The organism is Chitinolyticbacter meiyuanensis (assembly GCF_008033135.1).
In the GTDB taxonomy this organism is placed as follows: Bacteria; Pseudomonadota; Gammaproteobacteria; order Burkholderiales; family Chitinibacteraceae; genus Chitinolyticbacter; species Chitinolyticbacter meiyuanensis.
In genome coordinates this window covers 3,953,519-3,966,154 of sequence record NZ_CP041335.1, presented here as the reverse complement: position 1 = coordinate 3,966,154, position 12,636 = coordinate 3,953,519, and the positions used below count along the sequence as shown (strand labels likewise).

12 protein-coding genes are annotated in these 12,636 nt (G+C 67.0%); 4 read left to right on the top strand and 8 right to left on the bottom strand.

All coding sequences use genetic code 11. From position 1 onward, the window contains the following. Positions 1 to 17 precede the first annotated feature (17 nt). Positions 18 to 527, top strand: a complete 510-nt coding sequence (locus FLM21_RS18850; RefSeq protein ID WP_148717049.1) for a GAF domain-containing protein — start codon at positions 18 to 20, stop codon at positions 525 to 527. Here FLM21_RS18850 and FLM21_RS18845 read toward each other — a convergent pair. From FLM21_RS18845 to FLM21_RS18815, 8 genes are all read right to left on the bottom strand, one after another. Then, the gene (locus FLM21_RS18845; protein WP_187359997.1) at positions 515 to 1,252 is read right to left on the bottom strand and encodes a transporter substrate-binding domain-containing protein; all 738 of its coding nucleotides are present in this window, start codon (positions 1,250 to 1,252) and stop codon (positions 515 to 517) included. The two genes, FLM21_RS18850 and FLM21_RS18845, sit on opposite strands and share 13 nt — an antisense overlap. A 39-nt stretch (positions 1,253 to 1,291) precedes the next feature. Next, positions 1,292 to 2,455 carry an FAD-dependent oxidoreductase gene (locus FLM21_RS18840; RefSeq protein WP_148717047.1) on the bottom strand — a complete coding sequence of 388 codons (1,164 nt, stop codon included), beginning with the start codon at positions 2,453 to 2,455 and terminating at the stop codon, positions 1,292 to 1,294. After that, entirely contained in the window at positions 2,452 to 3,777 is a 1,326-nt protein-coding gene (pepP, locus tag FLM21_RS18835; protein WP_148717046.1) for a Xaa-Pro aminopeptidase, read from the bottom strand. The genes FLM21_RS18840 and pepP overlap by 4 nt, the downstream gene beginning before the upstream one ends. Positions 3,778 to 4,116: 339 nt before the next feature. Continuing rightward, a complete protein-coding gene (locus FLM21_RS20985; RefSeq protein WP_187359996.1) occupies positions 4,117 to 4,989 on the bottom strand; it encodes a M48 family metalloprotease in 873 nt (290 codons plus the stop codon). Between the two features lie 8 nt (positions 4,990 to 4,997). Further along, the gene (locus FLM21_RS20980) at positions 4,998 to 5,543 is read right to left on the bottom strand and encodes an SH3 domain-containing protein (protein WP_187359995.1); all 546 of its coding nucleotides are present in this window, start codon (positions 5,541 to 5,543) and stop codon (positions 4,998 to 5,000) included. Further along, on the bottom strand, positions 5,540 to 7,369 hold the full coding sequence (locus FLM21_RS18825; protein WP_148717044.1) for an adenylate/guanylate cyclase domain-containing protein: 1,830 nt from the start codon (positions 7,367 to 7,369) through the stop codon (positions 5,540 to 5,542). The genes FLM21_RS20980 and FLM21_RS18825 overlap by 4 nt, the downstream gene beginning before the upstream one ends. Before the next feature lie 184 nt (positions 7,370 to 7,553). Further along, positions 7,554 to 8,636 carry a transaldolase gene (tal, locus tag FLM21_RS18820; protein ID WP_148716971.1) on the bottom strand — a complete coding sequence of 361 codons (1,083 nt, stop codon included), beginning with the start codon at positions 8,634 to 8,636 and terminating at the stop codon, positions 7,554 to 7,556. Positions 8,637 to 8,722: 86 nt separating this feature from the next. Further along, positions 8,723 to 9,937 carry an ROK family transcriptional regulator gene (locus tag FLM21_RS18815; protein WP_187359994.1) on the bottom strand — a complete coding sequence of 405 codons (1,215 nt, stop codon included), beginning with the start codon at positions 9,935 to 9,937 and terminating at the stop codon, positions 8,723 to 8,725. 176 nt (positions 9,938 to 10,113) lie between these two features. On the opposite strand from FLM21_RS18815, the gene FLM21_RS18810 reads away from it, so the two are divergent. Genes FLM21_RS18810 through alsB form a run of 3 tightly spaced genes read left to right on the top strand, consistent with a single transcriptional unit; the run spans position 10,114 to position 12,621 of the window. Then, complete coding sequence (locus tag FLM21_RS18810; protein WP_148717042.1) at positions 10,114 to 10,983, top strand: sugar phosphate isomerase/epimerase family protein; 870 nt, start codon at positions 10,114 to 10,116, stop codon at positions 10,981 to 10,983. Between the two features lie 21 nt (positions 10,984 to 11,004). Then, positions 11,005 to 11,634: a nucleoside/nucleotide kinase family protein gene (locus FLM21_RS18805; protein WP_148717041.1), complete on the top strand. Its 630-nt coding sequence runs from the start codon at positions 11,005 to 11,007 to the stop codon at positions 11,632 to 11,634. A gap of 42 nt (positions 11,635 to 11,676) precedes the next feature. Then, positions 11,677 to 12,621 carry a D-allose transporter substrate-binding protein gene (gene alsB / locus FLM21_RS18800; RefSeq protein ID WP_148717040.1) on the top strand — a complete coding sequence of 315 codons (945 nt, stop codon included), beginning with the start codon at positions 11,677 to 11,679 and terminating at the stop codon, positions 12,619 to 12,621. Positions 12,622 to 12,636: the final 15 nt, after the last annotated feature.

Below are 12,636 nucleotides of genomic sequence, written 5' to 3'. Positions count from 1 at the left end.
TTGACCGGAGCGTGCCGATGCAGCCAGCCTCATTTCCCACGGACGAAGCCGAGCGTATCGCTACGCTGCGTCAGCTATTGATCCTCGATACGCTGCCCGAGGCACGTTTCGACAACCTGACCCGTGTTGCTGCAAGTTTCTTCCGGGTGCCGGTGGCGCTGGTGAGCCTGGTCGATGTGGAGCGGCAATGGTTCAAGTCGAGCTTCGGCCTCGCAGCGCGGGAAACATCGCGCGATGTGTCGTTCTGCGCGCATGCCATCCTGCGCGAGGACGTGCTGGTGGTCGAGGACGCGCTGGACGACACACGGTTTGCCGACAATCCGCTGGTGATCGACGATCCGCACATCCGCTTCTACGCGGGCGCGCCGCTGCGCATGGCCAACGGCCAGCAAGTGGGCACGCTGTGCGTGATCGATCGGGCACCACGACAGGTGACCCGTGCCGAGATCGACATGCTGACCGACCTGGCCCGGCTGGTGGCGCAGGAGCTGGAGGCGATGCCGACGCCGGCGGATCAGGGAAGGTAGGAAGGCCTCGGCAGTGCGTCGATGGCCCGGTTGATGCGCGCCAGCAGCGCATCGTCGACCCGATGGCTGCATAGCAGGTAGCGGGTGCTGCCGGCCGGGAGATCCGGGTAGGCGATGGTGACGAGGCCGGCGGCACTGAAGCCGCGGGCTTGCTGCCAGTACTGGAATTCCACCGGGTTCAGCAGTGTGTAGCTCACGTGGCCGCGCAGCACCATGGCAAGGTTCTGCTCCGGGCTTTGGGCGCTGCGATCGGTTGCGGAGCGGCGGGCAGCCAGCAGCTGGTCCACCGCGTCGCCATAGGAGAAACCGGCGATCAGTCCCGGCACCAGCTCGGATTGCCTGAGCAGTACCGCCGCTGTGTGGTGGCGGCGCAGCTGCGGCGCCAGCGCCGTGCGGGTGACCACCACCAGCGGCAGGTCGCGATAGATGTCCTTGCTGTAGTGGCCATACGCCGCGCGCTGCGGCGTATGGAACCAGCCAATCGAGCAGACGGGCTGCCGGTTGGCCTCGATTTCCATCAACGCGCGTTTGGCCGGCCGGAACTCGAAGCGCGCGGCGATGCCAGCCTTGGCCATGACCTGCCGCGTGTAATCGACCAGGAAACCGGTGCCCTGGTGTGCGCCGCCGTCATGGTAGTAGGGCGGTTTGTCCGGGTAGGTGACGAGCAGCGGCTCGGCGCGAGCGAGGAGCGGCAGCAGCATCAGGGTGATCAATGCTTTGAGCATGCTCTCCATCCTGGCTGGCGTTGCCGGCAGGCGAATCGCTCAACGCGCGCCGTAGACCATGTGCTCGGCGAAGCCGCGGCGCAGCGGCGCCGCCTGATCCAGCGTCAGCAGTCCCAGGCTGCGGCCGTGCTTGAACAGCGGGCCGGGCTTCTCGAACAGCGTGATCAAGCTGTCGGTAAAGGCGGTGACGAGACCAGCGTCACGGCGGCGTAGCCGGCCGTAGCGCGCCAGCGTGGCCGCTTCGCCTATCTCGTGCCGCGGCGTGCCGGCGAGCACATCGGCGAGCACCGTGGCATCGCGCAGGCCCAGGTTGAGGCCTTGCCCGGCGACAGGGTGCAGCGTCTGCGCGGCGTTGCCGATCAGCACCACGCGGCGGTCGGCCACACTATTCACCGTCTTCAGCGCCAAGGGAAAGCTGACGCGCGGCCCGACCTGAGTGAATCCCGCCACGCGGCCGGCGAAGCGCTGGCCGACCTCGGCGATGAAGTCGTGACCGGACAGCGCCAGCCGTGCCGCGGCATCGGCCGGGCTTTGCGTCCACACCAGCGTGAAATTGTCGCCACGCGGCAACAAGGCCAGCGGGCCGTCGTCGGCGAAGCGCTCGTAGGCGATCTGGCGATGCGGTGCGGCCGGGGTCAGCGTCGCGATGATGGCGTGCTGGTCGTAGGGTTTGACCGTCTGCGTGATGCCGGGCAGCGTATCGACCAGCTTGCCGCCGTCGGCGAGGATGGCGAGGCGGCAGGTCAGCTGCCGCGGCCCGGCCTCGGTGTCCACATTCAGCTCGGTATAGCGGGCCAGCTGGCGGATGCCGGTGACCGGGGTGCCGAGCGACACGCTTGCCGATCCGGCCTGCAGCCGTTCCAGTGCCAATCCCGCGAGCGCCGCGTAGCCGATTACGTAGCCGAGCGCCGGCAGGCCGATCTCGGCGGCTGACAGCTCGGCACGGCCCAGCGTGCCGGCCTGCGAGACATGGACCTTTTCGATGGCGGTGGGTGCCAGCCGGGCCTCGTTCCATAGCCCGACGCGGCTGAGTGCCTCGCGGCTGGCGTGCGACAGCGCCAGCGCGCGCGCGTCGTGGCCGACGTCGCGTCGCGCCTCCAGTACCAGCACGTCATGACCGGCCTCGGCCAGTCGCAGCGCAACCAGCGCGCCGACCGGGCCACCGCCGACGATGGCGATGTCGACATGGGCGGGCAGCGTCATGCGCGGTGGTCCTGCATCAGCGCTTCGATCCCGGCGACATCACGCGGGCAGCCGTCGGTGAGCACCTCGTTGCCGCTGCTGGTAATGACGACGTCGTCCTCGATGCGCACGCCGATATGCTCGAACTCGGCCGGTACGTTGTCGGCCGGGCGGATATAGAGGCCGGGCTCGACGGTGAACACCATGCCGGGCTCCAGCGCACGCCACTCGCCGTTCTGCTTGTAGGCGCCGGCATCGTGCACGTCCAGCCCCAGCCAGTGGCCGGTGCGGTGCATGTAGAACTGGCGATAGCTTTCGCTTTCCAGCACTTCATCGAGCGAACCGGTCAAGAGCTTCAAATCGATCAGGCCCTGGGCCAGCACCTTGACGGCCGCATCGTGCATCGCGTTCCACGGCTGGCCGGGCAAGGCGTGCTGCATGGCCGCGCTGTGCGCAGCCAGCACCAGCTCGTACACCGCCTTCTGCGCACCGGAGAAGCGGCCGTTCACCGGAAAGGTGCGGGTGATGTCGCTGGCGTAGCCGTCGAGTTCGCAACCGGCGTCGATCAAAAGCAGATCGCCATCCTGCATCTGCCGGTTGTTTTCCACGTAGTGCAGCACGCAGGCATTGGGCCCGGAGGCGACGATGCTGGTGTAGGCCGGGAAGCGGCTGCCCTGGCGATAGTAGTCGTGCAAGAGCTCGGCCTCGACCGCGTATTCCATCATTCCCGGGCGTGTTGCGCGCATCGCGCGCACGTGGGCGGCGGCGTTGATGCTGCCTGCGCGGCGCATCACGTCGAGCTCGCTGGCATCCTTGATCAGGCGCAGCTCGAAGATGGCGTCGCGCACGTCGACGATCTCGCGCGGCGCGGCCACGCCGGCACGGGCCTGGGCGCGCACCGCGTTCAGCCAGCCGGCAACACGCGCATCCCAAGCGGCGTCGACGCCGAACGGTGTATGGATGCGTGGCTGGTCGGCGATCAACTGCACCAGCTCGGTATCGAGCTCGTCCCAGCTGTAGGCACGATCGAAGCCGAACGCCTCGCGCGCGGCCTCGGGGCCGTGGCGATAGCCGTCCCAGATCTCGCGTTCCAGATTCTTGCTGCGGCAGAACAGCACCGATTCGAACTCGCCACCGGCCTTCACCAGCAGCACCAGCACGGCTTCCGGCTCGGTGAAGCCGGTCAGGTAGTAGAAGCTGGAGTCGAAACGGTAGGGGAACTGGGTGTCGGCGTTGCGCGCGAGCTCGGGTGCGGTCGGCACGATGACGATGCCGGGGGCGAGTTCGCTGGCGAGGCGGGCGCGGCGGGATTGGAACGGGGCGATCGGCGATGCGGCAGGCATGCGGGCTTTCCAGGGTGGTCTGCCCTGATTATACGGCTGCCTCGGGCCTGTTCTCAGCTGTTTCACGACGGTGTTCGAGGCCGTTTGGAAAGCAGCTCCAACGCAGGGAGAGACTACCCGGCATGAATCATGCGGCTGCCAGCAACGATACGTGGAGTCCAAACGACCCCGAACCCGGAGGGCAAGGCCGGGAAATGGCTATCCACTGCGTTGCGCACCTTGGGAATAGCCCGGCTATTCCCTGTGCCGCGCGCCTTGTCTAGTCATTTCTCGGCCTTGCACCGCCGCGAAACAACCGAGAACAGGCCCTGGCCTCGGCGGCAGCCGTAAGGTTGGCGATCAGCGCAGGCGATGGAAGCGCTGTGTTTCCTCGGCCCCGTTCGCGTAGCGCTCCAATTTGTCACCCACCACCTGATCGATCTTGTTCAGGCGATCATTCGGCGCCGGGTGGGTGCTGAACATCAGCTGCACCGTGCTGTCGGCCGGGTTGATCGCGGACAGCGTCTGCAGCACCGAGACCAGTGCATACGGGTTGTAGCCGGCGCGGGCGGCCAGCACCATGCCGCGGATGTCGGCCTCGTATTCGTCGTCCTTGTCGAGGCCGCGCACGAACACCTCGGACATGCCCGACAGCGCATTGGCGCCGATCTGGCGCGCGGTGTCGCCCTGCTTGTAGCTGGCAAAGCCCTGCAGCGCATTGCCCATGGCCTCGCGGCCCTTGCCGGCCTGGATGGCACGGATATGGTGGTGCAGCAGCACGTGGCTGATTTCGTGGGCCAGCACGCCGGCGAGCTCGGCCTCGCCGTTCAGTTTCTGGTAGAGGCCGCGGGTGATCAGGATGGTGCCACCCGGCGTAGCGAAACCGTTGACGTTGGGGCTGTCGATCACGCCGAAGCGCCAGTTGAGATTGGGCTCCTCGGAGCGGCTGGCGACCCATTCGCCGACCTGGTTCACGTAGCGCTGCAGCGCGGCATCGTTCACCAGCGGCGCGGCGCCCAGCAGGTTGGCGGCCAGGCCGTCGCCGATGGCTGCTTCTTCCTTGGGGCCGATGGTGCGGTTGGCGTCGATGGTGTTCTGCACCGCGCCGGATACGGCGTTGAGCAGGTCCGGATTCTCGTTGAGCTTGTCCACCAGCTTGCCAAGGTCGAACGCGTGGACCAGTGGCGTGACCAGGACGGCCGCCACGGCGAGGGAGATCAGGTGATGTTTCATGGCGGGCCTCACGGGCGGCGGTTCAGGGGCGAGGTCGCATCGGTGGCGCTGTTGCTGCTGGCGCCACGGCTGTAGGCGACATAGGGCACGCTCTGCGCATCGAGCCCGGCCTGGCGGGCGCTGCTGCTGGCGCTGCCACTGCTCACCTGGTACTGCTTGAGCTTGTCGAGCTCGGCGAAGTTGGGTTTGGCGTTCTCGATCTGTTCGGCCGACAGCCCCTTCACCCCGGTGGTCACCGTGGTGCCGGAAGAACCGGTGGTAATCACCTTGCCCAGCGTGCCAAGCCCCCCGCCGCCACTGCTGCTGCCGCTGCCGGTGCGCACGTTCAACAGCTTCACCCAGCCACTCTGGCCGCTGGCGGTCTTCACCTGCATCCAAGCGCCCTTGCGCGTGACGATGTCGAGCCGGCTGTTGGCCGGCAGCTCGCTCACCGTGGTGGCGTCGAGAAACGGCTTTTGCTTGAGCGGCGTGGCGCGGATCAGCGTGCCGCTGTCGGCCCAGCTGGCGCCGGCGACGATCAGCCCGGCCAGTGCCCATGTTGTCCAGTGTTTCATTGTGATGTGTCCTCTTGCCCGCGCTCGCGCGGTTCCAGCAACTGTACCGGCTGCCCGCGTCCCTTGACGTGATGCAGGCCACGGTCGATGAATTCGAACGCCTCGCCGCAGGCCTCGCGTGTGGCCTGCGACACCAGCACCCGGGCCACGCCCTTGGTTTCACCCTCGATCCGGCTGGCGAGGTTCACCGTATCGCCGATCGCCGTGTAGTCGAGCCGTGCATCCGAGCCGATGAAACCGACCACTGCCGGCCCGGTGTGGATGCCGATGCCGATGTCGAAGCTGGTGCCCAGCTCGGCGAGTTCCTGCTTGAACGCTTCGAGCTCCCGCGCCATGTCCAGTGCGGCGGCCACGGCATGCTCGGCGTGTTTCGCGTCGTTCACCGGCGCACCCCAGAATGCCATGATGGCATCGCCGATGAATTTATCCAGCGTGCCGCCGTGACGGAAGATCACGGCGACCTGTCGTGAAAAATAACGGTTCAACAGCGCCACGATCTCCTCGGGCGGCCGGGTCTCCGACAGCGTGGTAAAGCCGCGGATATCGGAGAACAACACTGTCACCTGCCGGCTCTCGGCGCTGCGCTCGGCATCGAGTGCACCCTGTTCGACCAGATCCTGCACCACGCGGTGATCAAGGAATCGACCGAACAACTGCACGGTCTGTTCCCGCCGCGCCTTTTCGGCCAGATAGGCGATCAGGGCGGCCAGCCAGAAGTAGATCCAGCCCCAGGCCAGCGCGCCGATCAGCGGCCAGTAGTGATGCCCCTTCAGGCCCAGCCACATCGCGGCAAGCGCCACAGCGCTGGCGGCGGCGAGTGCGAGGCCCAGCCACAGCGTGTTCAGACCGCGGGCAAAGCCCAGCCATAGCGACGCGGCCAGCAGCACGGCCAGCAGGGCGAAGGCGGCGCGGGGCGGGCCGCTCAGCCAGTCGCCACGTTGCAGGTTGTCGATGGCGGTGGCGAGGATCTCCACGCCGGGGAAGGTCTGCGACAGTGGGGTGGGGCGCAGATCCTGCAGGCCGGGGGCGGCGGTGCCGATCACCACCACCTTGCCGGCAAACTCGCGCTGTGATCGCTTGGGCGCCACGCTGTTGGCATCGAGGTAGACATCGGAGAACGACACATGGGCGTGGCGCTGCGTCCAGTTGATCCGCGCGCGCTCGCCGGCGGGCACCACCCAGCCGGCATCGCGCGCGACGCGGGCGGGCATCGATGGGATGGACCAGCCATCGATGCGGCGCGTGGTCAGGTAGTGGCGGCCAATGCCGTCTGCATCGGCATCGAAATTGATCAGCCCGCCACGCCAGGCCTCGGGTGGCAGCACGGTGGGCAGCAGCAGCGGTGGATTGGCGGCCGGGTCGGCCGTGCTGTTGCCACGGATGCCGAGCGCGGCCGGCAGCGATGCCAGCGGGCTGCCGACACCATCGGCAAGCAGTACATAGGGGAAATACAGGTTGCGGTGCTGCAGCGCGGTGTCGCGCAGCAGTGCGTCGCTGTCCGGACGGAAGGTATCGGCTTCGTTGAACAGGATGTCGAACACGATGGCGCGCGGCCGCTGTGCGGCGATGATGTCGACGAGTTCGGCGTGCACGGCGCGTGGCCAAGGCCAGCTGCCGGCCACCTCGTTCATCGCTTCCAGGCTTTTCTGGTCGATGTCGACGATGACGATGTCGCTGCTGGCCGGACGTGAGGCCGCATGCTGGCGCAGCAGCAGATCGCCGCCGCGATCGTCCAGTGGCCGGGTGACATTGAGCCAGCCGTAATCGATCACGATCAGGACGAACAGGACGAGCAGCAGGGCAAGGTAGCGACGGCGGGTGGACATGGGCGTGGGCCGGGTCGGGATAGCCGCCGTTATAGCATGACGGCGGTGTGCGGCGCGGTGATCGGCGCCCCAGGCGCCGGTCTGCAAGCTTTTCGCAGCAGCGGCCTGAGCTGCATTCACCCAAACAAAACGGCGCCTGGATGGGCGCCGTTTCGCATGGCCGGCGTGCCGGCCTGCAACCCGCTTAGGCCGTCAGCTGCAGCAGCTTCTCGAACGCCTCATCGAACAGCTTGAGGCCTTCGCTCTGCAGCTGCTCGCCAACGATGTTGAAGTCGAAGCCCAGCTTGCGCAGCGTCACCAGGGTGGCGACGGCATCGGCAGTACCGGTTTCCAGGCGGGCAGCAGCCTCGCCATGGTCACGGAATGCATCGAGGGTGGCATCGGGCACGGTGTTCACGGTGTCGGCACCGATCAGCTCTTCCACGTACATGGTGTCGCGGTAGGCCGGGTTCTTGGTGCCGGTCGAGGCCCACAGCAGGCGCTGCGGATGGGCGCCAGCCGCCTTCAGCTCGGCGAAACGGGTGCCGTAGAACAGCTTCTTGTAGTGCTCGTAGGCCACCTTGACGAAGGCGATCGCGCTCTTGCCACGCAGTGCCAGCGCTTCCGGCGAACCGATCTCTTCCAGCTTCTTGTCCAGCAGCACATCGACGCGCGACAGGAATACCGACGCCACGGCGCGGACATGATCCAGCGGCAGGCCAGCAGCCTTGCGCGCTTCCAGGCCGCGGATGTAGGCGGTCAGCACATCATCGGTGTGCTTCAGGCTGAACATCAGCGTGATGTTCACGTTGATGCCATCGGCGATCAGCTGTTCGAACGCCAGGATACCGGCTTGCGTAGCGGGCACCTTGATCATCGCGTTCGGGCGGTTCACCGCAGCCCACAGGCGATGCGCAGCAGCCACAGTGCCGGCGTAGTCGTTGGCCAGGAACGGCGACACTTCCAGCGACACATAGCCATCGAGGCCTTCGCTGGATTGGTACTGCGGCAGGTTCAGGTCGCAAGTGGCCTGCACATCCGGCACCACCAGGGCTTCGTAGCGTTGCTCGGCGGTGAGGCTGGCATCGGCCTTGAGCTTGGCGAGGTCATCGGCGTAGAGCGGATCGGACGAGATGGCCTTGTAGAAGATGGCGGGATTGGAGGTGACGCCGGCGATGGCGTCGTCGGTCAGGAGTTGTTGCAGGGTGCCGGCCTGGATGAGGCCACGGGACAGGTTGTCGAGCCAAATGCGTTGGCCCAGGGGTTTGATGGCGGCGATGCGGCTCATGGTTTCCTCTGCGGTCTGACAGGTGCCACACGGGGCACCGGGATGGGATTGGAAGTCGGGCTGAGTAGATGGGGTCGATGCCGTCATCATTCAAGAGCGGCCGTGGCCGCCTCGACGGCGGCATCGACCACGGCGGGTGCGAACAGCGCGTCGCTGACCAGATGGGCGGCGCCCAACAGGCCCGCGTCGGCCCCAAGCTGGCTGTGCACGATCTGCAGGTTGCGCGTGGCCAGCGGCAGCGAGCGCTTGTAAACCGTCTCGCGCACCGCGGCGAGCAGATAGCCCTGCTGCAGCGCGAGCTCGCCGCCGAGCACCACGCGCGATGGGTTGGTCAGGCTCACCGCCATGGCGATGGTTTCGCCGATCAGCCGGCCGGCGTGCTGTAGCGCCTGGACAGCCTGCGGTTCGTTCTGCTGCGCCAGCCGGGTGATGTCGCGCACGTTCTGTGCTGGAAAACCGGCGGCGCTCAATGTGCGGCAGATCGCCCAGCCGGCGGCATAGGCTTCGAGGCAACCCTGGTTGCCGCAGCGGCACAGTAGCGCCTCGCCCGGCTGCAGGTTGCCGACGTAAAGGTGGCCAAGATCACCGGCGCCGCCCTGGGCACCGCGCTGCAGCATGCCGTCCATGATCAGGCTGGCGCCGATGCCGGTGCTGAGCTTGACGAACAGCAGGTGCTGCTCGGACGGCAGCACCTCGCGATGCTCGCCGAGCGACATCAGGTTGACGTCCTTGTCGACGATCACCGGGCAGGCATAGCGGTCGGCGAAGAAATCCGGCACCCGGTAGCCATCCCAGCCGGTCATGATTGGCGGGCGCACCACGCGGCCTTGGGCGAACTCCACCGGGCCCGGCACGCCAATGCCGATGCCGCGCACCCGCGCCGCGGTTTCGCCGGTTTGCGCGAGCAGGGCGGCAAAGCGCTTGGCGACGAGGCCCAGCACCGCATCGGGGCCGTCGGCGATCTGGATCGGCAATGATTCGCGCGCGAGGATGTCGCGCTGCAGATCGGCCACCGCCACCTGCATGGCGCCGGCGCCGATGGCGGCGAGCAGCATGGTGCCGGCATCGCGCTTGAGCTGGAACGAGCCGGGCGGGCGGCCGCCGGTGGAATGCTCGAAGGCGGCGGGGGCGATGTAGTCGGCGGCGATAAGGCCTTCCAGACGCTGCGCCACCGTCGATCGGGAGAGCCCGCTGACCTGCATGATCTGTGTGCGGGTGGTGGCTGCGCCGCTGCGGATCAGCGCCAGTACGGCGCCGGCGCCCATGCCGGGCAGGGATTTCGTTTCGTTGTTGGCGCTCATGACGTTGCGCGTTCGGTTTGCTTCGATGCAGCGATTGTAACGAATCCAGGATGATTTGCGTTGTGACTTGTTGACTTTTGCGTAATGACTAAGCATTATTTGTTCAAGGTTTGTGCATATGTGGCCATCTTGGTGCGAGCTGTGCACGATTTAGTGTGGTGCGGACGGAGAACGCAATGAATCCTTTGGGCATACATGCGCTGGTGTGGGCGGGCAATCTCGCTCCGGAAGCGGCGCGCAAGGTGATCGGCCAGAGCAAGGCGGCCGGTTACGATGTGGTGGAATTGTCGCTGCACGAGCCGGCCAGCATGGACGTGGGCCTGATCCGCGATCTGTTGCGCCAACACGATCTCAAGGTGGCCTGCTCGCGCGGTCTGGCGTTCGATGCCGATGTCTCGAGCGAGGATGCGGCCGTGGTGGCGCGTGGCGTGGCGCTGCTGGAACAGGCGGTGCAGCTCACGCACGACCTGGGCGGCAGCTATTTCGGTGGCGTGCCCTACAGCGCGCTCGGCAAGTACGGGCATCCCGTTAGCGCGGCCGGGCGGCGCAATGTGGTGCAATCGCTGAAGCGCTTGGCCGATTTCGCCGGCAACCGTGGCGTGACCATCGGCATCGAGGTGGTGAACCGCTACGAGAGCAATGTGATCAACACTGCCCGCCAGGCGCTGGCGTTGATCGACGAGGTGGGCGCGCCCAACCTCGTGGTGCACCTGGACACCTATCACATGAATATCGAGGAGGCGGACTTCGTGCAGCCGGTGCTCGAGTGCGGGGAGCGCCTGGGCTACGTGCACATCGGCGAAAGCCACCGCGGCTACCTCGGTTCGGGCACCATCGATTTCACTGCCTTCTTCCACGCGCTGGCGATGATCCGCTACGCCGGCCCCATCACCTTCGAGAGCTTCTCGTCGGCGGTGGTGGCGCAGGGGCTGTCCAACGACCTCGCGGTCTGGCGCAACCTGTGGGACGACGGCATGGACCTTGCCACCCATGCGCGCAGCTTCATGCTGGCCCAGGCCAAGGGCGCCGGCCTCGGCGCGCGCTGAACCCACATCAATGGATCGACCATGACCCACGTCTTGCCCCCTTCCTGCCTCGAACGCGTCGACGCCCTGCTGGCCGATGGCCGCCGCAAGCTGCTCGGCTTGGCCGGCGCGCCTGGCTCGGGCAAGTCCACGCTGGCCGAGGCGCTACTGGCCCATCTGGGTGAGCGGGCGGTGGTGGTGCCGATGGATGGCTACCACTTCGCCAACGTGGAGCTGGCGCGGCTGGGGCGCGGCGAGCGCAAGGGCGCGGAAGACACCTTCGATGCCGCCGGCTATGTGGCACTGCTGGCGCGATTGCGCGAGCAGCCGGCCGACGAGATCGTCTACGCCCCCGCTTTCCGCCGCGAGATCGAGGAGCCGATCGCCGGTGCCATTCCGGTGCTGCCGCAGACGCAGCTGGTGATCACCGAAGGCAACTACCTGTTCCTGGAACGTGGGCACTGGGCCCGGGTGCGGCCGCTGCTGGATGCGGCCTGGTACGTGGATGTGGACGACGAACTGCGCCGCCGCCGGCTGGTGGCAAGGCACATGCATTACGGCCGCAGCGAGGCGGCGGCGATCGACTGGGTGGCGCATACCGATGAGCCCAATGCCCAGCTGATCGCCACCACCCGCCCGCGCGCCGATCTGGTTTTCCGCTGGCCCGACTGAGGCCGGACGCGACGACCCCCTACAGGAACGAGGAGCAAGACCATGAACTGGAAGATGATGACAGCGGCCGTGGCCGCGATGACGATGTTCGCCGGTGCCGCGCAGGCGGCCGATGTGGCCATGGTGCTGAAGACGCTGTCCGGCCCTTACTGGGTGGCGATGAAGGAAGGCATCGAGGCACGCGCCAAGCAGCGCGGCGTGAAGGTCGACATCCTGGCCCCGGCCAGCGAGGACGACCTGCAGGGCCAGCAGCGGCTGGTCGAGGACGTGGTGAACAAGAACTACAAGGGCATCGGCGTGGCGCCGATCTCGCCGGTGAACCTGGTGCAGGCCATTGCCAAGGCCAACAAGAAGGGCGTGTACGTGGTGAACATCGACGAGAAGGTCGACGTGAACCAGCTGCGCGCCGCCGGGGGCAGCGTGGTTGGCTTTGCCAGTACCGACAACGTGGCGCTGGGCGAGAAGGCCGGCCGTTACATCGCCAAGTTGATGGGCCCGGCCGGCGGCAAGGTCGCCGTGATCGAAGGCAAGGCCGGCAATGTGTCGGGCGAGGCGCGCAAGAACGGCGTGACCAAGGCATTCAAGGCGGCCAAGGGCGTGCCCATCGTCGCCAGCCAGCCGGCCGACTGGGATCGCTCCCGCGCGCTCGACGTGGTGACCAACATCCTGCAGCGCAATCCGGACCTCAAGGCCATCTACGCCGCCAACGACACCATGGCGCTGGGCGCGGTGCAGGCGGTGAAGAACGCCGGCAAGCTGGGCAAGGTGATCGTGGTCGGCACCGACGGCGTGCCCGAGGCGCTCGATTCGGTGAAGCGCGGCGAGTTGTCCGCCACCGTGGCGCAGAACCCGGGTGCAATCGGCGCGGCCTGCCTCGACATGCTGCTCGATGCCGTGGCCAAGAAGCCAGCGATGAGCGCCACGACCGAACCGAAGTTCGTGCCGGTCGATGCCTACATCATGGCCAAGCGCGGCCGCGTCGACTGATCCCGGCGCCGGCGG

What these genes read in the sequence shown, in the direction of transcription:
- FLM21_RS20985 (WP_187359996.1), bottom strand. Translation starts at nt 4,989, where the DNA reads ATGAAACATCACCTGATCTCCCTCGCCGTGGCGGCCGTCCTGGTCACG.
- tal (WP_148716971.1), bottom strand. Translation starts at nt 8,636, where the DNA reads ATGAGCCGCATCGCCGCCATCAAACCCCTGGGCCAACGCATTTGGCTC.
- FLM21_RS18845 (WP_187359997.1), bottom strand. Translation starts at nt 1,252, where the DNA reads ATGCTCAAAGCATTGATCACCCTGATGCTGCTGCCGCTCCTCGCTCGC.
- FLM21_RS18850 (WP_148717049.1), top strand. Translation starts at nt 18, where the DNA reads ATGCAGCCAGCCTCATTTCCCACGGACGAAGCCGAGCGTATCGCTACG.
- FLM21_RS18825 (WP_148717044.1), bottom strand. Translation starts at nt 7,369, where the DNA reads ATGTCCACCCGCCGTCGCTACCTTGCCCTGCTGCTCGTCCTGTTCGTC.
- FLM21_RS18840 (WP_148717047.1), bottom strand. Translation starts at nt 2,455, where the DNA reads ATGACGCTGCCCGCCCATGTCGACATCGCCATCGTCGGCGGTGGCCCG.
- FLM21_RS20980 (WP_187359995.1), bottom strand. Translation starts at nt 5,543, where the DNA reads ATGAAACACTGGACAACATGGGCACTGGCCGGGCTGATCGTCGCCGGC.
- alsB (WP_148717040.1), top strand. Translation starts at nt 11,677, where the DNA reads ATGAACTGGAAGATGATGACAGCGGCCGTGGCCGCGATGACGATGTTC.
- FLM21_RS18815 (WP_187359994.1), bottom strand. Translation starts at nt 9,937, where the DNA reads ATGAGCGCCAACAACGAAACGAAATCCCTGCCCGGCATGGGCGCCGGC.
- FLM21_RS18805 (WP_148717041.1), top strand. Translation starts at nt 11,005, where the DNA reads ATGACCCACGTCTTGCCCCCTTCCTGCCTCGAACGCGTCGACGCCCTG.
- pepP (WP_148717046.1), bottom strand. Translation starts at nt 3,777, where the DNA reads ATGCCTGCCGCATCGCCGATCGCCCCGTTCCAATCCCGCCGCGCCCGC.
- FLM21_RS18810 (WP_148717042.1), top strand. Translation starts at nt 10,114, where the DNA reads ATGAATCCTTTGGGCATACATGCGCTGGTGTGGGCGGGCAATCTCGCT.